General features: G+C 61.2%; 18 protein-coding genes. 9 read left to right on the plus strand and 9 right to left on the minus strand.

The genetic code is table 11. The features are described from left to right. Positions 1-103: 103 nt before the first annotated feature. Together aceF and lpdA are read left to right on the plus strand one after the other, a co-directional pair. Entirely contained in the window at positions 104-1,756 is a 1,653-nt protein-coding gene (aceF, locus tag IEX57_RS16010) for a dihydrolipoyllysine-residue acetyltransferase (protein ID WP_229709065.1), read from the plus strand. Positions 1,757-1,867: 111 nt separating this feature from the next. Then, on the plus strand, positions 1,868-3,643 hold the full coding sequence (gene lpdA / locus IEX57_RS16015) for a dihydrolipoyl dehydrogenase (RefSeq protein WP_188705408.1): 1,776 nt from the start codon (positions 1,868-1,870) through the stop codon (positions 3,641-3,643). Positions 3,644-3,723: 80 nt separating this feature from the next. On the opposite strand, the gene IEX57_RS16020 is transcribed toward lpdA, so the two are convergent. Further along, the gene (locus IEX57_RS16020; protein ID WP_188705410.1) at positions 3,724-4,323 is read right to left on the minus strand and encodes a short chain dehydrogenase; all 600 of its coding nucleotides are present in this window, start codon (positions 4,321-4,323) and stop codon (positions 3,724-3,726) included. A gap of 199 nt (positions 4,324-4,522) precedes the next feature. On the opposite strand from IEX57_RS16020, the gene IEX57_RS16025 reads away from it, so the two are divergent. Then, positions 4,523-5,674 (plus strand): methionine aminotransferase, encoded by a 1,152-nt coding sequence (locus tag IEX57_RS16025; RefSeq protein ID WP_188705412.1) that lies wholly within the window; start codon positions 4,523-4,525, stop codon positions 5,672-5,674. Here IEX57_RS16025 and IEX57_RS16030 read toward each other — a convergent pair. From IEX57_RS16030 to IEX57_RS16050, 5 genes are all read right to left on the minus strand, one after another. After that, a complete protein-coding gene (locus tag IEX57_RS16030) occupies positions 5,671-6,186 on the minus strand; it encodes a YgjV family protein (RefSeq protein ID WP_229709079.1) in 516 nt (171 codons plus the stop codon). The two genes, IEX57_RS16025 and IEX57_RS16030, sit on opposite strands and share 4 nt — an antisense overlap. Before the next feature lie 130 nt (positions 6,187-6,316). Beyond that, complete coding sequence (locus IEX57_RS16035) at positions 6,317-6,625, minus strand: hypothetical protein (RefSeq protein WP_188705416.1); 309 nt, start codon at positions 6,623-6,625, stop codon at positions 6,317-6,319. Positions 6,626-6,635: 10 nt separating this feature from the next. Continuing rightward, positions 6,636-6,965 (minus strand): metal-sensitive transcriptional regulator, encoded by a 330-nt coding sequence (locus IEX57_RS16040; protein WP_188705418.1) that lies wholly within the window; start codon positions 6,963-6,965, stop codon positions 6,636-6,638. Beyond that, a complete protein-coding gene (locus IEX57_RS16045; protein ID WP_188705420.1) occupies positions 6,952-7,158 on the minus strand; it encodes a heavy-metal-associated domain-containing protein in 207 nt (68 codons plus the stop codon). The genes IEX57_RS16040 and IEX57_RS16045 overlap by 14 nt, the downstream gene beginning before the upstream one ends. Before the next feature lie 13 nt (positions 7,159-7,171). Next, positions 7,172-9,517 carry a heavy metal translocating P-type ATPase gene (locus IEX57_RS16050; protein ID WP_188705422.1) on the minus strand — a complete coding sequence of 782 codons (2,346 nt, stop codon included), beginning with the start codon at positions 9,515-9,517 and terminating at the stop codon, positions 7,172-7,174. Between the two features lie 147 nt (positions 9,518-9,664). Between IEX57_RS16050 and IEX57_RS16055 the strand changes: the two genes are divergently transcribed. The 6 genes from IEX57_RS16055 to IEX57_RS16080 all read left to right on the plus strand — a co-directional run bounded on the left by IEX57_RS16055 (position 9,665) and on the right by IEX57_RS16080 (position 15,720). After that, positions 9,665-10,003, plus strand: a complete 339-nt coding sequence (locus tag IEX57_RS16055; RefSeq protein WP_188705424.1) for a hypothetical protein — start codon at positions 9,665-9,667, stop codon at positions 10,001-10,003. A 104-nt stretch (positions 10,004-10,107) separates the two neighbouring features. Then, positions 10,108-10,542: a DUF411 domain-containing protein gene (locus IEX57_RS16060; RefSeq protein WP_188705426.1), complete on the plus strand. Its 435-nt coding sequence runs from the start codon at positions 10,108-10,110 to the stop codon at positions 10,540-10,542. A 73-nt stretch (positions 10,543-10,615) separates the two neighbouring features. Continuing rightward, a complete protein-coding gene (locus IEX57_RS16065) occupies positions 10,616-12,091 on the plus strand; it encodes a multicopper oxidase family protein (protein ID WP_188705427.1) in 1,476 nt (491 codons plus the stop codon). Between the two features lie 454 nt (positions 12,092-12,545). Then, the gene (gene ettA, locus IEX57_RS16070; RefSeq protein ID WP_268238363.1) at positions 12,546-14,198 is read left to right on the plus strand and encodes an energy-dependent translational throttle protein EttA; all 1,653 of its coding nucleotides are present in this window, start codon (positions 12,546-12,548) and stop codon (positions 14,196-14,198) included. A gap of 139 nt (positions 14,199-14,337) precedes the next feature. Further along, positions 14,338-14,745, plus strand: coding sequence for a YkgJ family cysteine cluster protein (locus tag IEX57_RS16075; RefSeq protein ID WP_188705429.1), 408 nt, complete (start codon positions 14,338-14,340; stop codon positions 14,743-14,745). Positions 14,746-14,844: 99 nt separating this feature from the next. Next, entirely contained in the window at positions 14,845-15,720 is an 876-nt protein-coding gene (locus IEX57_RS16080; protein WP_188705430.1) for a 2OG-Fe(II) oxygenase, read from the plus strand. Between the two features lie 69 nt (positions 15,721-15,789). Here the strand turns inward: IEX57_RS16080 and IEX57_RS16085 are convergent, their stop codons facing one another. The 3 genes from IEX57_RS16085 to IEX57_RS16095 form a co-directional block, all read right to left on the minus strand. Then, positions 15,790-16,440, minus strand: coding sequence for an SEN1982 family lipoprotein (locus tag IEX57_RS16085; RefSeq protein WP_188705432.1), 651 nt, complete (start codon positions 16,438-16,440; stop codon positions 15,790-15,792). A 68-nt stretch (positions 16,441-16,508) separates the two neighbouring features. Next, positions 16,509-17,882: a cytochrome-c peroxidase gene (locus tag IEX57_RS16090; protein WP_188705434.1), complete on the minus strand. Its 1,374-nt coding sequence runs from the start codon at positions 17,880-17,882 to the stop codon at positions 16,509-16,511. Positions 17,883-18,018: 136 nt separating this feature from the next. Continuing rightward, the gene (locus tag IEX57_RS16095) at positions 18,019-20,316 is read right to left on the minus strand and encodes a hypothetical protein (protein ID WP_229709067.1); all 2,298 of its coding nucleotides are present in this window, start codon (positions 20,314-20,316) and stop codon (positions 18,019-18,021) included. Between the last annotated feature and the right edge of the window lie 313 nt (positions 20,317-20,629).

Below are 20,629 nucleotides of genomic sequence, written 5' to 3' on the forward strand. Positions count from 1 at the left end.
TGAGGTGTGAGGGCTGCGGTGACAAACCCGCCCCCACACCACGCGCTCAAGAGGAGTGGGTACCCCTCACTCCTCATCCCTCACCCCTCACAGGATTCATCTCATGATTGAATTGAAGATTCCTGATATCGGCGGCCACGATGGTGTCGATGTCATTGAAGTGATGGTCAAGCCGGGCGATGTGGTCGAGAAGGAACAGTCCCTCATCACCCTGGAAACCGACAAGGCCACGATGGAAGTGCCGGCGACTGACGCTGGCGTGGTCAAGGAAGTCAAGGTCAAGGTCGGCGACAAGGTATCCGAAGGCGACGTCATCGTCCTGATCGAAGCCAGTGGCGCTGCTGCCGCTGCGCCGGCGCCCGCCCCTGCTCCGGCAGCGGCCGCACCGGCGCCTGCTGCGCCTGCTCCGCAAGCGGCACCGGCACCCGCTGCTGCACCGGCTGCCGCGCAAAGCATCGAAGTACACGTGCCGGATATCGGCAACTTCGACGCCGTTGAAATCATTGAAGTGAACGTCAAGGTGGGCGATACCGTCGCCCTGGATGACTCACTGATCACGCTCGAATCGGACAAGGCCAGCATGGAAGTGCCGTCCACCGCCGCTGGCGTGGTGGAAAGCATTGCCGTGAAAGTGGGCGAGAAAGTAGGCCAGGGCGCGCTGATCCTGACCATCAAGGGTGCTGGCGCAACTGCTGCCGCACCGGCGCCTGCCCCCGCTGCGGCCGCCCCGGCCCCGGCACCGCAAGCAGCCCCCGCGCCGGCCCCTGCCGTTGCCGCGCCCGCACCGGCTCCGGCGGCCTCGGCCAGCGTGAAGTTTGATGAAGAAGGTTTCCGCAAAGCCCATGCCAGCCCGTCCGTGCGCTCGTTCGCGCGCGAACTGGGTGTCGATCTGTCCAAAGTGAAGGGCACCGGTCCGAAGGGCCGTATCCTGCATGAAGACGTGCGTGGCTATGTGAAGAACGTGCTGTCTGGCGCAGCCGCTGCACCGGCAGCCGCAGCCCCGGCCGGTGGGTCTGGCGTGGGTCTGGATCTCTTGCCGTGGCCGAAGGTCGATTTTGCCAAGTTCGGCCCGATCGAAACCAGGCCGCTGTCGCGCATCCAGAAGATTTCCGGCGCCAACCTCAGCCGCAACTGGGTGATGATTCCGCACGTCACGTTCAACGACGAAGCCGATATCACCGAGCTGGAAGAATTCCGCAAGACCGTGGGCAAGGAATGGGAAAAGAGCGGCCTGAAGATTTCGCCGCTGGCCTTCATCATCAAGGCCGCCGCCGAAGCACTCAAGGCGTTCCCCAACTTCAACAGCAGCCTGGATGGCGACAACCTGGTGCTCAAGCAGTACTACCACATCGGTTTTGCGGCAGACACGCCGAACGGTCTGGTTGTGCCGGTGATCAAGGATGCCGACAAGAAGGGTCTGAAACAGATTGCCCAGGAACTGACCGAACTCTCCGGTCTGGCCCGCGAAGGCAAACTCAAGCCGACCGACATGCAAGGCGCTACCTTCACGATCTCCAGCCTGGGCGGCATTGGCGGCACCAGCTTCACGCCGATCATCAATGCACCTGAAGTGGCGATCCTTGGCGTGTGCAAGAGCCAGATCAAGCCGGTCTGGAACGGCAAGGAATTCGAGCCGCGCCTGATGTGCCCGCTGTCACTGTCGTTTGATCACCGCGTGATCGACGGCGCCGCCGCTGCGCGCTTCACCGTGCACCTTGGCAAGCTGCTGGCCGATATCCGTCGCCTGATACTGTAATGAGTGAGGCGTGAGGTGTAGGGCGTGAGGTGAAAACCCGCGCTTTACCTCATCCGGGGAGTGCGGTTCTACACCTCACTCCTCTCTCCTCACCCCTCACTGGGAGTCCCCATGAGCACTGTAGAAATCAAAGTTCCCGATATCGGCGGTCATGAGAACGTCGACATCATTGAAGTCTTTGTCAAAGCCGGTGACGTGATCGAGAAAGAACAATCGCTGATCACGCTGGAAACCGACAAGGCCACCATGGAAGTGCCGTCTACCCACGCGGGTAAGGTGGTGTCCGTGGCCGTCAAGGTTGGCGACAAGATCTCTGAAGGCGGCGTTGTGCTGACGCTGGAGACCGCTGGCGCAGCCGCTGCTGCCCCGGCTCCCGCCCCGGCGCCGGCAGCTGCTGCACCGTCGCCGCAAATGGCTTCGTCGGCCTCGCAGCCCGCCGCTGGCGCCCAACCTGCCCTTGTGGCAGGTGATGTGGTCGAGTGTGACGTGCTGGTGCTGGGCGCTGGCCCTGGCGGTTATACCGGTGCCTTCCGCGCGGCTGACCTTGGCAAGAACGTGGTGCTGGTCGAGCGTTACGCCTCGCTCGGCGGCGTGTGTCTGAACGTCGGTTGTATCCCGTCCAAGGCCCTGCTGCACGTGGCCAAGGTGTTGACCGATGCGGAAGAAATGCGCGAACACGGCATTGATTTTGGCGCGCCCAAGATCGACATCGACAAGCTGCGCGGCTTCAAGGATGGCGTCGTCAGCCGTCTGACCAAGGGCTTGTCGGGCCTGGCCAAGCAACGCAAGGTGAGCGTCCTGACCGGTGAAGGCCAGTTTACCGGCCCGTACACCCTGAACGTGACCGCGGCCGATGGTTCGGTGAAGACCGTGCGTTTCAAGAACGCCATCATCGCCGCCGGTTCTACCGCGCTGAAGATTCCGGGTTATCCGTATGATGATCCGCGCGTCATTACCTCGACCGGCGCGCTCAAGCTCGAAGGCATCCCGAAAAAGATGCTGGTGGTGGGCGGCGGCATTATCGGTCTGGAAATGGCCTGCGTGTATGGCGCGCTGGGTACTGAAATCAGCGTGGTGGAACTGGGCGATGGCCTGATTCCGGGTGCTGACCGTGACGTGGTGAAAGTGCTGACCGATCGTATCGGCAAGCGCTACAAGGTCATGGTACGGACCAAGGTATCGCAAGTGGAAGCGACCGCTGAGGGCCTGCGCTGCACGTTCGAAGGTGACTGGGCGCCCAAAGAGCCGCAAACCTACGACAAGGTGCTGGTCGCCGTCGGCCGCCGTCCGAATGGCAAGCTGATTGGCGCAGAAAACGCCGGTGTCAGCGTTGACGAGCGTGGTTTCATTCCGGTCGACAACCAGTGCCGCACCAACGTGCCGCACATCTTTGCCATTGGCGATATCGTCGGCAACCCGATGCTGGCCCACAAAGCCACGCATGAAGCCAAGTGCGCCGCCGAAGTCATTGCCGGTGAAAAGAGCTATCTGGATTACCGCGCGATTCCGTCCATTGCCTATACCGATCCGGAAGTGGCGTGGATGGGCCTGACCGAAACCGAAGCCAAGGCCAAGGGCATTGCCTATGAAAAGGCCGTGTTCCCGTGGGCGGCGTCTGGCCGTGCGCTGGGCAATGGCCGTGATGACGGTCTGACCAAGATCCTGTTCGATCCGGAAAGCCACCAGATCCTCGGCGCCGCCATTGTCGGCGTGAACGCGGGTGAATTGTTGGGTGAAGCCGTGCTGGCCTACGAAATGGGCGCAGACATCAGCGACATCACCGGCACCGTCCACGCGCACCCGACCTTGTCGGAAACCGTGGCCATGGCCGCAGAAATTGCCCATGGTTCGATCACCGATCTGTACATCCCCAAGCGCAAGAAATAAGCGCTGTGTGATGCACACAAAAACGCCCCGGTGCTGCCGGGGCGTTTTGTTTTGTGGCGCCTGCCATCGCAACCAGACCCTCAGAATACTTTGTAGACGCGCCCGGTTTGCGGGCCTTCCACGCTGCGCACGTAGGCTTGTGCCACGGTCGCGCCATCTTGCGGGATAAACCCGGGAAAGAACGCACCGAACACGTCTTGTGATTCGGTCAGCATGGTCGGGCTGACCACGTTGATACGGAACGCGCCCCAGGCATCCACCGCCACACCACGGGCAAAGCCTTCCACTGCCGCATTGACCGTGGTGGCGTTAAAGCCCTGCGCAATCGGCTCATCCGCCACAATGCCGCTTGTGAGCGTAATAGAACCACCACGGCGCAGATAATGCTGACCAATCAGCGCCACGTTCACCTGCCCCATCAATTTGCTGTCGATGCCTTTGCGGAACTGCTCCGGCGTGGTTTCAACCAGCGGGCCAAAGTGCAGTTCACCGCTGGTGACCACAATGGCATCTACCTGCCCCACCCGCTCAAACAACGCGCGCACGCTCTGGGCACTGGTGATATCCACTTGCTCAGTGCCGCTGCTGTGGCCCACTCGCAGCACTTGATGCCGCGTTTCCAGCGCCGCGACCACCGCCTTGCCGACGGTACCCGTCGCGCCAATCACCATGACTTTCATGCTCTTGCTCCCTGCCTGGTTGAAAAACTTCATTGTGGTTAGCAACCAGGCGCGGATAAACCACTGCGGATTTGGTTCTTTTCCAGGCTGGGGTTGTTAATCGGCTTGTTGCTGCGTGATTCAGACACTGCGCATCACATAGCGCCAATCATTCCAACAAGCCGGGTTAATATGCCCGTTCCACTGAACGGACTGCACCATGGCGCTTGTTTCCAAACTGCCCGATGTCGGCACCACCATTTTTACGGTGATGAGCCAGCTTGCTGCCGAACACGGCGCGATCAACCTCTCGCAAGGTTTTCCGGACTTCCCTTGCGCGCCTGAACTGCTGGAAGACGTGCATCAGGCCATGCTGGCCGGCCACAACCAGTACGCGCCCATGCCGGGCCTGCCGGCATTGCGTCAGGCGCTGGCCACCAAACTGGCACAAAGCCGGGGCGTGACAGTGAACCCGGATACGGAGATCACCATCACCGCCGGGGCAACCCAAGCGCTGTTTACCGCCATTGCCACCGTGCTGCATGCGGGCGATGAGGCCCTCATTCTTGATCCGTCTTATGACAGCTACGCGCCCGCCATCCGTGCCCAGGGCGCGCTGCCCGTGCGCATCAGCCTTGCCGCACCCGCCTTTGTGGTGGATTGGGATCAGGTGCGCGCCGCAGTCACGCCGCGCACGCGGCTGATCATCGTCAACAATCCTAACAACCCGGCGACCAGCGTCTTCAGCCGGGCCGATCTGGACGCGCTGGCCGCCATTGCAAAGGCGCATGACCTGATCGTGCTGGCCGATGAAGTCTACGAACATCTGGTTTACGACGGCATTGAACACCGTAGCGTGCTGGCACATCCGGCACTGCGGGCGCGCAGTTTTGCGGTGTATTCCTTCGGCAAGACTTTCCATGCCACGGGCTGGAAGATCGGTTATTGCGTGGCACCGCCCGCGCTGACGGCAGAGTTCCGCAAGCTGCACCAGTTCCTGGTGTTCTCTGTCCACACGCCCACGCAGCATGCGCTGGCGCAGTATCTGGCCGAGCCCGCGCACTGGCAGCAATTGCCCGCGTTCTACCAGGCCAGGCGCGATCTGCTGGCGGCGGGTTTGCAGCGTGCCGGGTTCTTGCTCAAGCCCAGCCAGAGCACGTATTTCCAGTTGGCAGATTACCGGCAGATCCGGCCGGATTTATCAGAGGTCGAGTTCGCTCGCTGGCTCACCGTGACGCATGGCGTCGCCAGCATTCCGGTGTCGGCGTTTTATGGCGACGGGCGTGACCACAAGCTGGTGCGCTTTTGCTTTGCCAAGCAAGACAGCACGCTGAATGCCGCGCTGACCCGGTTGTCGGCGCTGGCCGCTTAAGCGGATTCAGCCACCGGCACGGCCGCGCGGCGGGCGGCGAACAAGCGGTAGATGGTGATGATGTTGAGCGTGGCGGAGGTGGTTTCCAGCATCACGCCACCAATCGAGCCGGACAAAAACGCATTGCCCAGCCACAGCAGCGTGCTGCACAGAATCAAAAGGCGCATGGGAATGCCCTTGAACAGGAACACCGCCACGGTGCCCAGCGTGCCGCCCAGAATGGGCACAATGCTGTGCCAGCCGCTGGCCACATACAGACCCAGCCCGATATTGAGTGCGACAAACACGGCGGCCAGCCAGGGCGACTGACTACGCATGGATGTGAGCATGCGTACGCTGGAAATACCCGCGCTGGTCATCGCCGCCGGGTTGCCCAGCAAGGCAAAGTGGATGGCATACGTCGCGGACTGCAAGGTCATCAACAGCTTGAAGCGTTGATCCTTTTTTTGCAGGAAACCGGCTATGGAAAAAGCAAAAACCAGATAACCCAGGCACTGCGCCAGCGAAAACACAGCCAAAACCGCCACTCCACCCAAAAGGCCGCCTCAGGCGGGCGGCCGGACACAAAAAACGCAATCCTACGCGCTTGTGCCCTTGCCGTGGGGGTGACCGACTGGCGGCATGATATATATCACCTAGATTTCAACGCTTTACCGGCGGCTGGTTGCAGCAGGCACCGGCTTTGGCTTGCAAGGTATCGGCCAGGTTGCGGTCCAGATTGCCAAACCATGCAGTGCGGATACGGGTGACCCAGCCACCTGCACTTTGCCCGGCCAGCGCGACCAGCGCGCCGTAATGCACAGCGCGCACGTCATAGGTGACGGCAAGACGCTTGCCTGCCGCCTCTGCACTGCTCACGCCTGGTGTACTGCGCAGCGCAGCCAGTTGTGGTTCGGTGGCCGGCCCGGCCAGATACACGCTGCGGGTTACTTGCCAGAGTGGTCGATCCATCGCGGGCTCCTCAGCTTTTCAGTTTGCGGACCACGTCCATCAGCTCGGCAATGGCGTCCTCGCCCTTGCCGGCGCCAATGGCCTTGGCCACACAGCCGTTGGCGTGGTTTTCCAGCAATTGCATGGCCACGCCATCCAGCGCGGCGCGGATCGCCCCCAACTGGGTCAGGATATCCACGCAGTAGCGGTCTTCATCCACCATGCGGGCAATGCCGCGCACCTGGCCTTCAATGCGGTTCAGGCGGCTGACCAGACGCTTTTTGTCTGGTTGCACGGCGGTCTTGTCGCCCGCCTCCGGCACCGCATGACAATGCGGCGCGTTCAGGTCAGACGACGTCATAGCCAGCGTCCTCGATGGCGGTCTTGAATGCATCCGGCCCGGTGAGCGCGGGGTCGAACTCAACCTGCGCGTTGCCGGCATCCAGATTGACGGCGGCGCTTTGCACGCCTTCGATATTCTTGAGCACGCGGCTTACAGTACCTGCGCAGCCCGAGCAGCTCATCCCATTGATCTTGAGGATTGCGGTTTGCATGATCAGAACTCCTTTATTGTTGAGAAGAACGGGGTGCCTGCCAGCGCCGCAACAGCAGCGCGTTGCTGACCACTGACACCGAACTGAGCGCCATGGCGGCGCCGGCAATAGCCGGGTTCAACAGGCCGAACATGGCCAGCGGAATACCCAGCGTGTTGTAGATAAAGGCAAAGAACAGGTTCTGCCTGATCTTGCGCAAGGTGGCGCGCGCCAGGGCCACGGCGTGCGATACGGCCATCAAATCATTGCGCATCAGGGTAACATCCGCGGCTTCAATCGCCACATTGCTGCCGGCTCCCATGGCAAAACTGACCTCGGCCAGTGCCAGCGCGGGGGCGTCGTTGACGCCATCGCCCACCATCGCCACGTGTTTGTTGCTGGCCGCCAGCGCGCGGATCACGTCCGCCTTGCCGGCCGGCAAGACCTCGGCATGTACTGTCTTGATGCCGGTGGCCTGCGCCACCCATTGCGCCGTGCTCTGGTTGTCGCCGGTCAGCATGATTACGTCAATGCCCTGGGCCTGCAAAGCAGCCACGGCAGCGCTGGAGGTCTGGCGCACGGTGTCGGCCAGGGCCACGACGCCCAGCAATTGTTGATCGCGCCCGATGCCGATCAGCGTTTCATCCTGCCGTGCCGGGGGGATGGTTGCATCCGTATCGCCAGCCCAGTCCACCCGGCCCACACGCAGGGTGGTGCCATCCGGCAAGGTGGCCGTCACGCCCTGCCCGGCCGTCACCGCAAATCCGGTCACCGGCAGCAGCGCAAGCTGGCGCTGTGCGGCTTCACTCAGCAAGGCCCGGGCGAGCGGGTGTTCGCTGCCGGCTTCCAGACTGGCGGCCCATTGCAGCAAGGTGTTCTCATCAAGCTGCCCGGCCAGTACGTGAACCGAGCGTACACCCGGCTTGCCTTCAGTCAGCGTGCCGGTCTTGTCGAGCACCAGGGTATCCAGATGCGCGGCGTGTTCCAGCGCGGCGGCATTGCGGAACAGCAAACCCAGATGCGCGCCGCGGCCCACGCCGACCATGACCGCCGACGGCGTCGCCAGGCCCAGCGCACACGGGCAGGCAATCACCAGCACTGCCACGGCATTGAGCATGGCGGGGGTGAAGCCGCTCAGCCACCAGGTGACAAGGAAAGTCCCCAGCGCGATCAGCAACACCACCGGCACGAACACGGCGGCAATCTGATCCGCCAGCCGCTGGATCGGGGCCTTGGAACCCTGCGCTGCCGCCACCAGCCGTACGATCTCTGCCAGTTGGGTTTGCTGGCCCACCCCGGTAGCGCGAATACGCAACATGCCATCATGATTGCGAGTGGCCGCAAACACCTGGGCGCCCGCCGATTTGGCCACGGGCACGCTTTCGCCGGTCAGCATGCTTTCATCCACCACGGCCTCGCCGCTGATGACTTCGCCGTCTACCGGAATCGCGTCGCCATGGCGCACGATCACAATCTCGCCCGCCTTCACCTGATCAACCGGGACCTCAAGCAATTGACCGTCGCGCTCTACCCGGGCATCCCGCGGTTGCAATTGCAGCAACTCGCCCATGGCCTGCGATGCCTTGTGCCGGGCGCGTGCTTCCAGCCATTTGCCCAGACACACCAGCGTGATCACCACCGCGCTGGCCTCAAAATACACCGGCAGATCAGTGTGCCCTTGCAGCACCACAACCACGCTGAACAGCCAGGCAACGCTGGTACCCAGCGCCACCAGCACATCCATATTGGCGCCGCCGCCTTTGATCGTGTGCCAGGCGCTGCGATAAAAGCGCCAGCCAAAACCGAACTGCACCAGCGTAGCCAGCCCCATTTGCCACAGGCGCGGCACCATCAGCGCGTGCCAACCGGCGGTCATGGCCAGCATTTCCCATAACAAAGGGGCAGTGAGCAGCGCCGGCGCCAGCCATTGCCAGAACGAAGCGCCGTTGCCGGCGGGATGCGGGTCGGTGTCGGCCTTGATTTCGTGCGCATCGTAACCGGCCTTGCGCACGGCCTGGATCAGCGCTTCGGTGGGGTACAGGCCAGCGGGTTGCTCGACCAGCGCGGTTTCCGTCGCAAAGTTCACACTCGCGCTCACCCCGGGCAGGCGGTTCAGCACTTTCTCGATCCGTGCGGCGCAGGCGGCGCAAGTCATGCCTTGCAGCGCCAGTTGTGTCTGGGCGGGTTTGACGTCATAGCCGGCCTTGCGAATGGCGGCGATCACATCAGGGACGGCTTTGCCATCTGCCAGCGAGACATTGGCGGTTTCAGTGGCCAGATTCACCTCGGCGCTCACGCCCTCCAGCCGGCCGATGACTTTCTCGATCCGGCCCGCGCAGGCGGCGCAGGTCATGCCGCTGATGGGGAGTGATACATCCATGGTGGTCTCCGCTTTACATACCTATAGGGGGTATATTATGCCCCAAGGGGGTATCTGTAAACCCGAATGCCACTATTTCACAGCCGGCTTTACCGGTACGGTGGTGGGGTATACAGTGACGCGCATTCTCCCTTGGGTGTATGCACAATGTGGCGCATGCTTTTGCTGACGTTCTGCCTGCTGGTTTCCGGTTTTGCACCGGCACAGCCGCGCATTGCGCCAGCGCATGCCGTGCCCATGATCCAGGCGGCAGATCCATGCAGCCATTGCCATGACGCTGCGCCACCAGCAGCGCCAGAACACCACGCCACAAGCAGCCCGTGCTGCGACAACACCTTCTGCAGCATGACGCCCGGCGCCTTGACCAGCCCGGCGCTGACCGCGCCACTCTGGTCTGGCACTGCCGTGCGCCAGTCTTCGCTGCTGCTGGTGCGGGTCAGCTGGTACATCGCGCCGCCCTTACCCCCTCCCCGTACTCTGGTCTGAACCTGTCTCAATCAAGTCGTTCGATTGTTCTGCTGCACGTGCGTAATCCGTGCGTGCCGGTTCAGCTTGCCGGCGCTGCTGTGCGCCGGTGACAAGGAGTCATCATGTTGTTCAAAAAACATCTTCTGGTTCTGGCGCTGGCCAGCGCCACCGCACTGGCGCAAGCCGGTACCGCTGTCACCCTTTACAAAAATGCCGGCTGCAGCTGCTGCGAAGCCTATATTGCGTATCTGAAATCGGCCGGGTTTAGCGTCAAGGCAGAAAACGCTGCTGACATGGGCGCCATCCGCCAGCGTTATGGCTCGGCCAATGCCGCCAGTTGTCATACCATGCGCATAGCCGGCTATACCGTAGAGGGCCACGTGCCGGTTGCGGCCATTAAACAGTTGCTGCAAAAGAAACCCGCCATTGTCGGGATCAGCGTGCCCGGCATGCCGATGAATTCGCCAGGCATGGGTGAAGAAAAACCGGGCACCTTGCCGGTGTACACGCTTAAAACAGCGAACAGCCAGCCGACCACCGAGTTCGGCCGCTTCTGATCGCGCGCCTTTAACCCGTTTTGTCTTGAACCATCACGGGGCGGATATGAACCTGCCCCGACGGAGTAAAAGAATGGATCGTCGAAGCTTTTTGCGGTTAGGTGGTCTCACCATAGGCACGCTGGCACTCGCCCCACACACCTGGGCGGCAGAAGACCCGCACGCCGGGCACATGAGCATGCCCATGGCGCCCGCCGACAACACGCCGCTACTGCCCGTGGCGGACATGCCGGCCGGCCGCGCTTTGCCCGCTTTGCAGAAACTGAAAAACCAGTCCAATCCGGCCGGGCAGTTCCAGGCCACCCTGACCGCCGCCCCGCGCACCGTGCAATTCAAGCCGGGGCTCGATACCGTGGTCTGGGCCTACAACGGCCAGACACCGGGCCCGCTGATCGAAGTCTATGAAGGCGATGTGCTGGAAATCCGCCTTGTCAATCAGCTGACCCAGCCCACGACCATCCACTGGCACGGCTTGCCGGTGCCGCCGGCGCAAGATGGCAATCCGGGCGATGAAGTCGCCCCCGGGACCGAGCGCACTTACCGCTTTGTTCTGCCCGCCGGCAGCGCGGGGACGTACTGGTATCACCCGCACCCGCATGGCCACACCGCCGAACAAGCCTATATGGGCCTGGCCGGCCCGTTGATTGTCCGTTCGCGGCGCGACCCGCTGGTGGGCATGCCCGAGCAGCATCTGGTGTTCTCCGATCTCAAGCTGGGGGCTGATGGCAAGATTGCCGGCAATAACGACATGGACTGGATGAACGGGCGTGAGGGCCAGTTTGTGCTGATCAACGGGGCCTTGCAGCCCGTCATCACCGCTGACGGCATGCAGCGCTGGCGCTTGTGGAATATGTGCAATGCGCGTTATCTCAACCTGTCGCTGGGTGGTCAGCCATTCAGATTGGTGGGTACGGATGGCGGCCTGCTGGAACATGCGCGCGCCATTACCCAGCTGTTGCTGGCGCCGGGCGAGCGGGCCGAAATTGTGGTGATGGGCGACGGCCCGGTTGATCTGCAGGCACTTGCTTATGATCGCGGCCTGATGGGCGACGCGCCGGCGCCACAGGCACTGACCCTGGCCAAAATCGCGCTCAGCGGCGGCGCCACACGACCCATTCCGTCACACTTGCGCCAGATCACCCCGCTCACCCCGGGTGGCGTCCAGAAGCGCGTGGTGTTCAGCGAACAGATGAGCATGGCCGGCGGCGTACACAGCATGACACCGCTGGTGAACGGCAAAAGCTACGACATGAACCGCGTTGATCTGCTCAGCCAGCGCGGCGCAGTCGAAGCCTGGTCGCTGGTCAATGACTCTGACATGGATCACCCCTTCCACTTGCATGGCACGCAGTTCCAGGTCGCCAGCCGCACCCGTAATGGCCAAACCATCCCGGAGCCCTTCCTGGCCTGGCGCGACACCATCAACCTGCGGCCCAACGAAACGGTGTTGATCCACGTGGTGCAGCAACAAGCCGGCCCGCGCATGTTCCACTGCCATATTCTGGAGCACGAAGACCGCGGCATGATGGGGATATTGAGCGTGGTGTGAGGTGTGAGGTGTGAGGTGTGAGGTGTGCAGAGTGTATGGCGGGGTTTGCCGGGTGCAACTGCTGTTTCACACACCGCACCACGTTCATGCGCCCCACCACTTCGTCATACCTGACCTCGGCGGCCCTCTGGCCGGAATCCAGATGTAAACGATTGTGCCGAAGGCACGGAAAATGGTTTGCCTGAGAAAGCCCACCTGCGGTGGGCGTGCTGGATTCCTGCCTGCGCAGGAATGACGAGGCAAAGGTATGCACGCCTCCCCCTCCTCACTCCTCACTCCTCACTCCTCACTCCTCACTCCTCACTCCTCACTCCTCACTCCTCACTCCTCACTCCTCACTCCTCACTCCTCACTCCTCACTCCTCACTCCTCACTCCTCACTCCTCACTCGCGCACAATGTTAAACTTGCCGCATTTGCCAATCAGCGAGTCGTAACCCGTGGCCCAATATGTGATGTCCATGCTCCGCGTGAGCAAAATCGTTCCGCCCAAGCGTCAGATCATCAAGGATATTTCGCTCTCTTTCTTTCCTGGCGCCAAGATCGGCCTGTTGGGTCTGAACGGTGCGGGTAAGTCCACCGTGTTGCGCATCATGGCCAACGTGGACAAGGAATATGACGGCGAGGTGCAACACCTGGCCGGCGTGAAGATCGGTTATCTGGAACAGGAACCGAAGCTGGATGCCGAAAAAACCGTGCGCGAGGAAGTGGAAAGCGGCATGGGCGAAGTGATGGACGCGCAAAAGCGTCTGGAAGAGGTCTACGCCGCCTACGCCGAACCCGATGCCGACTTTGACGCGCTGGCCGAAGAACAGGCCCGCCTCGAAGCCATTATCTCTGCCGGTGCCGGCGACAACACCGCGCTGCAACTGGAACTGGCCGCTGACGCCCTGCGCCTGCCGCCGTGGGATGCAAAAATCGGCAATCTCTCCGGTGGTGAAAAGCGCCGCGTCGCACTGTGCAAGCTGCTCTTGTCCAAGCCGGACATGCTGCTGCTGGACGAACCGACCAACCACCTGGATGCAGAATCGGTGGAATGGCTGGAACAATTCCTGGTGCGTTTCCCGGGTACTGTCGTGGCCGTGACCCACGATCGCTATTTCCTGGACAACGCGGCCGAGTGGATTCTGGAACTGGACCGTGGTCACGGCATTCCCTGGAAGGGCAATTACTCCAGCTGGCTGGAGCAAAAGGAAGACCGCCTGAAGCAGGAAGAAGCCACTGAATCGGCCCGCCAGAAAGCGCTGAACAAAGAACTGGAATGGGTTCGCCAGAACCCCAAGGGCCGTCAGGCCAAGTCCAAGGCGCGGATTGCCCGCTTTGAAGAACTCTCCAGCTTTGAGCACCAGAAGCGTAACGAAACCCAGGAAATCTTCATTCCTGTGGCCGAGCGTCTGGGCGACAAGGTCATTGAATTCAAGGGCGTATCCAAAGGCTTTGGCGATCGTCTGCTGATCGACAACCTGAGCTTTGCTGCGCCGGCAGGTGCCATCGTCGGCATTATCGGCCCGAACGGTGCCGGTAAATCCACCCTGTTCAAGATGATCGCCGGCAAAGAAGCGCCGGATACCGGTGAAGTCGAGATCGGCCAGACCGTGCAGATGGCGTTTGTCGAGCAATCGCGCGAAGGTCTGGAAGCCGAGAAAACCGTGTTTGAAGACGTCTCTGGCGGTCTGGAAAACATCCAGGTCGGCAAGTTCGAGATGTCCAGCCGCGCCTACCTGGGCCGCTTCAACTTCAAGGGTGGCGATCAGCAGAAGAAAGTCGGCATGCTCTCCGGTGGCGAGCGCGGCCGTCTGCATCTGGCCAAGACGCTCTTGAAGGGCGGCAACGTGCTGCTGCTGGATGAACCGTCCAACGATCTGGACGTGGAAACCCTGCGTGCGCTGGAAGACGCGCTGCTGGAATTCGCCGGCACCGTGTTTGTGATCAGCCACGATCGCTGGTTCCTGGACCGGATCGCCACGCACATTCTGGCGGCCGAAGGCGACAGCCAGTGGACATTCTTCGACGGCAACTATCAGGAATACGAAGCCGACAAGAAAAAGCGTCTGGGCGAAGAAGGCGCCAAGCCCAAGCGCATCCGCTACAAGCCGGTCACGCGTTGATCGCTGGCGTGGTTGCAACAAAAAACGGGAAGCCTGGCTTCCCGTTTTTTGTTGGCTGATACCTTTCGGCACTCCGCACCACGCCCCTGCCCGCCGCATGCTATCGTGACGCCCGTTTGCGATTCACTGTGCCGATGTCATGCCCGTCGTACCTCACAAAAAGCTCTACCACATCTCTACCCTGGAAAACCTGGACACCTGGGCCCGCTACAAGCAGGCCATGTGCATGGACTGCCAGGCCACCTGTTGCACCATGCCGGTTGAAGTCAAGCTGCCGGATCTGGTGCGTATCGGAGTGGTTGATCCGTTTGAGGCGGAGCATGAAGCGCCCAAGAACATTGCCAAACGGCTGGAGAAAGCGCGGGTCATCCGGCATTTCAACTTCAAGACCAGCGTGTTTACCCTGGCTCAGCGTAGCAGCGGCGACTGCATTTATCTGGATGCCGAAACCCGCCTGTGCACCGTGTATGACCGGCGCCCCAATACTTGCCGCAATCACCCCAAGATCGGCCCCAAACCCGGCTTTTGCGCTTATCGCAACCGTTAACCACACTGGCTGACGGTTTCTCAAAGTTGTCATGGAGGGTTCATAAAATGGCGCATCGCCAGCATATGCTGGTTTGCCTGAGCACTGGATGCGCGCTTTATGTCCCTGACGGTTCCTTTTCCCAATCCGGTGCGTGACTGGATCATCAGTAATCTGCAGCGTGGCTGCGCCGCGCCGGATGTTGTGCGCGAACTGACCAGCAACAATGTGACCGAGGAGTTGGCGAGTGCGATGGTCAACGCCGTCATGCAGGCGCTGATTGCGGGCTCCCCGCTGCCTGACGGGCAGTTGTTGCTGGCGCCGCCGGCGTATCAGGCCGATCCGTGCCGTTTGCCGGCCTGCCCGGTGGTGACGTGCGGCGATCGTGAAATCCGCATTTTGTCGCGCATGAGCAAGCCGACCTCTGCCGTGCTAGGCAATGTGGTCAGCGCACGTGAGGCCGAGCAACTGATCGACCTGGCCCGCCCGCGCCTGCGTCCGTCCACCGTGGTTGACCCGGCCACCGGCATGGATGTCGTGGCCGATCATCGCAGCAGTGAAGGCATGTTCTTTCGTTTGATGGAAACGCCGTTGCTGGAGAAACTGGACCGTCGCCTGGCCACGCTGACCGGCCTGCCGGTAGAGAACGGCGAAGGGTTCCAGATTCTGCATTACCGCACCGGCGCCGGCAGCGCGCCGCATTATGATTATCTGACGCCCAGCAACGTGGCCAATGCCGAATCCATTACCCGCAGCGGGCAGCGCATCATCACCATTGTGATCTACCTGAACGATGTACTGGCCGGCGGCGAAACGGTGTTTCCCGATACCGGCTGGGCCATTACGCCGCAACTGGGCAATGCCATTTACTTTGAATATGGCAACGCAGCCGGGCAGATCGATCCGGCCTCACTGCATGCCAGTGCGCCGGTTTTGAAGGGCGAGAAATGGGTGGCGACCAAATGGATACGCGAGCGGCGGTTTATCTCGCGCTAAGTGCCCGGTCACCCCGGAAAAAAAGCCGCCAGTCATGGCGGCTTTTTTGCTGTCTGCACCCTGCCGTACTTACATCAGATCAACCGACTTCCAGCCCTTGTCGGTCAAGGTGAAGACCTCTTTCAACTGCATCTGGCGATCACCCTGGACAATGCGGGCCAGCATCGGAAACACGCGCACCATGGCCGGGTCTTTGGCCCACGGCGCGGCATCCACCTTGTAGGTGTAGGTGACTGCAGTGGTCGGGTGGCCGTTCTCGTCATGCGGCGGCTCCCAGCCGACGATCTGGTCCAGCGTCAGCGAGGCTGCGCACAGATCCCCATGGCGCGTGGCCTTGCTGCCATCCGGCCGGGCATAGGTGAAATCCTGCTTGAGGTAGTACTTCTGCCCTTCTGGCGTCAGCGAGTACTGATGCGTCGAGATCACTTCTGATTTGCCCGGGCTGTCGTAGCGGACCATCACGTCTTTCTCGGCAACGATCCCCATCTGCTGCAGTACCGGCAGTTGTACTGCATCGCGTTCTGCGGCGGCGGCCTGGTTCGGCGTGATATTGATCGGCCAGTCGGTCTTGTCGAGGCAGAAATGGCCCTTCTGGGCCAGGTACTGGTTCATGCCGCTGGTAAACACCTCGGCGGAGGGTTTCTCGGCAGGTTTGTTGCAAGCGCTCAGCGCCAGGGTGGCGCACGCGGTCAGGCTCAGGGTCTGGATCAGTTTTTTCATGGCGATGCTTGTTCAGATTCGGTCAACACGGGCGATGACGCCAGAGAGCGCCATCGCCAGATCACGGGTTAATCAACGCAGGTGCCATGCGCCGGCGGGTTGGCCGGGGCCTGGTAGCCATCAGTGAGCGTATTCAAAAAGCAGATCAGGTCAGACATCTGCGCTTCGGTCATGGGTGGCGTGGCGCCCGGCGCACGGCTGTCGAGCGGCATTTGCGGGTCGATATTGCCCACGTAGGCAGCCGGCAAATCGTTGAACTTCTGCACCGTACCACCCGTATATTGCGTGGTGATCAAACCGTAGGTGGGGAAGTTGGCGTCCGGCGTGGCCTTGGGCGTGCCTCCCACGGTCGGGTACCAGATTTCCGGATTGGTATCGCGCGTGTTGTAGAAGTGCACCAGCTGGTACAGCGAGTGAATCACGCCGTTGTGGAAGAACGCGCCACGCAAGGACACATTGCGCAGAGTCGGCGCCTTGAACAGGCCGCAGAAGCTGTTGGCTGCTCCCGGCGAGGCCGGCAGATGGTCGGTACGCAGCGGGCCGCACACGCCCATATCGTAATAGGCGGCGTTCTGGTTGGCCGGGATATCCATATTGCGCGGCACGCTGATGGTCTCGTAAGAGAAATCGGTGAACAGCGCAGAGCTTCCGTTCAGACCGGCACCCTGATAGTGACAAGAAGCGCAGTTACCCGAGTTGGCATCGGTAAAGACCGTCAGACCACGCAGCTCCGCCGCCGTCATGTTGCCGCCAATCTTGTTGGCGACATACAGATCAAACTTGCTGGAGAACGGGTGAAAGCTCTGGTCTTCCATCTGATAGGCCTGCAATGCCGCCTGGATATTGGCAAAGGCCTTGCTGGTATCGGTGAAAGCATCGTTGCCAAACGCCTGCAGGAACAACGGCGCATACGCCGCGGCCTTCACCTTGGCCACTACATCTGCCGGCGAGGCATTGGCCATTTCGTTGGCCGACAACAGCGGAATGCTGCTTTGGTCGGCCAGCGTGGGCGAGCGGCCATCCCAGGTAAAACCGCCGCCGGGGCCAGGCACACTCACGCCGTCCGGGTTATCCAGCAAATCGGCATAGGCCGGGGTGAATTCCTTGTAGCGCAACGAGGGCACGGCGCGCGTGCCGGCTTGCAGCAGGTCGGTGCCACCCAGCTGTACGGCCAGGTTGTTGGGCGCCGCATAGGCAAAATTGGGGTCGTGACACGTGGCGCAGGACATCTTGCCCGAGCCCGATAACGTGGCATCAAAAAACAGTTTGTGGCCTACCTGGGCCGACAGGCTCAGGGGTGCCGAAGCAGTGGCTGCGCTGGGCGCAGGCGTAGGCGTCGTGGTCGGCGCACTGGTTGTTGTGGTGGCGTTGTCGCTACCCCCGCCGCAAGCGGCGAGCACGATAGGCAACAGGCAAACGGCAATCCGGATCAAGTGCTGCATTTGACAAGTCTCCCTCACAGAAGCGGCGCTTCTGTACGGCTGCAGAAATGGCAGCAGCGTGTGCAACTGCCATCCCCATGGCGGTCTGTCCCGGTTCACGTGGCCAGACCGCCCTTTCTTCTTTTTTTTAAGCGGCTTACTTCACAGCCCAGACGCCCTTCTGCGTTGCATCCGGACCTACTTGCGGGGTCAGGCTTTGCGTATCAGCGGACTGGATCTGCGTGTAGGTCTTCGGAATCACGTAGGCGTGGTTCATCGGACGAACCGCATCAAAGTGCGTATCGGCGCTGCTCTGGTATTCCGGCAGGTTCAGAATGTTCTGCGCAATGAACTTCTCGGTGTACTTCGAGCGGTTCATGTACGAAGAATCGTCTGCCGGATCGGCCAGCTGGAACATGTCCTGCAGCGTGCGCACAAACGAGAAGTGGCTGTAGGCATCGCTGTCAGACACTTGCTTGGGCGCGCCCGTCTGGTTGGTGATCACCGCGAAGATGGATTCACCGTGGCCATGGTTGCCGAAGTTGTAGTTGTGGATCGAGGTATCCTGGGCGAACTGGCCATTAGTACCCTTCACCAGCGGGTTGGTGTTGGTCGAAGCCGCAGCGCCCGAGGAGCCCGGTACCCAGCCGCAACATGCGTTGTGACCCGTGGTTGCCGTGCCTTCGTCAAACATCAGCACAATGGCAACACGCTTCTGGCGATTGGCCCACAGCGGCGAAGCCTGAATCTTCTTGACCAGGTAATCCACGTAGTTGTCGCCACGGGTGATGATGTTGTTGCCCGAAGCGCAATCGCTGGCCGTACCCGTGCCGCCGCCGGACACTGTGCCGGTGACGGAAATGCTGTGCATGTCATCGCACTGGTCAGGCATCAGGAAGTTGATCTGGCCCACATCGCCGCTTTGCAAGTCAGTGCTGAACTGGTCGACGTTATAGCCAGCCGGTACGGTGTACTTGCTGCCCGAAGCCAGCGCGGCATCCCATTGACCGCCACCCAGCGTACGGTTGCTGAACTTCCATTCCGGCGCGCTACGCACGTTCTGGTAAGCCATGCCCGGGTGATGCTTGGTCTTGTACAGACCGGCCGGCATCGGCAGGGTCAGGTTGGCGTTACCGATGGCCGTGGTGTTGTTGCCCAGCGTGCCCGGCGGGTAAACGTGGTCGGTGGCCGTGACGGCGCTGTCAGCGATACTGTCGGTCCGGAAATCCTGACCCGGGTTCATCGACTCGCTGTAGGTACGCCAGCGCAGACCCTTGCTCGTCAGCGCGTTAAACAGGTTGGCGCGGCCGGTAATGTTGTGGTTGATACCGGCAGCCTGCGTGCAGGTGGTGCTAAACGGCGAATTGGCCAGACCCGGCTGGGTGTTGTCCGGAACCGGCAGATCCTGCACGGCGTTGGCGCCGGTCGCATCGCAGTTCCACTGGCTGTCGTCAGTAATACCCCAGTCATCCGCACCGCCCAGGGCCGTGTAGTTCGGCTCGCTGGGGTTGCTGGTGGCGTAGTAGCTGGTGAACTGGTTGTTGGCTTGCAGATAACCGTTGATCTTGGGTGCGTAAGCCGAACCCAGGATGGTGGTCGTGCCCTTGTTTTCCAGCATCACGATAAACACGCTGTCATAACGCGGAATGCCTTCCACGTTGAACGCGGCTTGCTGCGCCTGCAGGAAGGTGATCGGCTGACGCGGATCAGTCTTCACGGTGTTGGTCGCGGAACTCACAGCCAGGCTGGCCAGTTCCGGATCGCCACCCGGGACGGCCAGCGCATCCGGATACAGTTCCTTGTTGTCGAACTTCTTGGTGGCGTAGACGTAACGGTTGTTCAGGGCGTTGGCTTCGGCCACGGCCAGCGACTGGGCCGTGCCGGTCAGCGCGGCCAGATCACCCAGCACCTGGGCGCTGGTCACGCCAACGCGGGCGGCCAGATTGCCCTTCTCGGTCTGGTAATCAGTGCCGTTGTCTTCCACCATGCGCTGCACTTCGCTGGACATGGGGCTGACTACAACGAGGCCCGCTGCTTGCTCGGTCACCTGGGCCAGCGAGGCACGCAGGATCTCGTGGGCAGTCACGGCAGTGCCAGTGGCTGTGTTGATGGCGCTGGTGCTGATGTCGGCAATGATCGGGCCCGGCGTCGCGGTGTTCAGCGTGAACTTGCCGTTGGCGTCGGTTGTCACCGGGTTTTCGCCCGATTCACAAATACCGTCGTTATTGCTGTCAATACAGACCGTCGCGCCCTTGATGTAGCCGGCGGTCAGGGTGGGGTTGCCAGCGCTGCCCGGTGTGTAGGCGGTGCTGCTGACCACGCCGCTGATTCTGGATTGCGAGTTGGGGGCCGAAGTTGAGGTTCCGGAATCGCTACCGCCGCAACCGGCCAACATACAGGCCGCCGCAATGGCTGTCAGCGATGTCGTGAAACCGACGTACTGAAGGTTTGCCACATCTATCTCCCGAGGAGTTTGTTGTTGACCGGCAAGTGCTGGTGCAAACCAGACCTGCCAGTCCCGAAAAACCCCGCTATCCTGGGAGGGAAAAATGAAAGGGATGTGACGCTACACGTGGTTACAGGGGTAAGAAAAAATATATTTTTTTACGTCAACCCAACACGATTCAAACGCGTTTCTCTAAGTTTTTTCTAAGTGTGGTCAGCGCAATCCAGGCAAACTCATTCTTTGCTGAAAGCCAGTCGGAAAGCCTGCAATTATTCTGAAAACACCTTTCAAATCAACGCCATGCCCTCAAAACCACGGGCTA

Origin of the sequence: Silvimonas iriomotensis (assembly GCF_014645535.1) — a bacterium.
GTDB lineage: Bacteria > Pseudomonadota > Gammaproteobacteria > Burkholderiales > Chitinibacteraceae > Silvimonas > Silvimonas iriomotensis.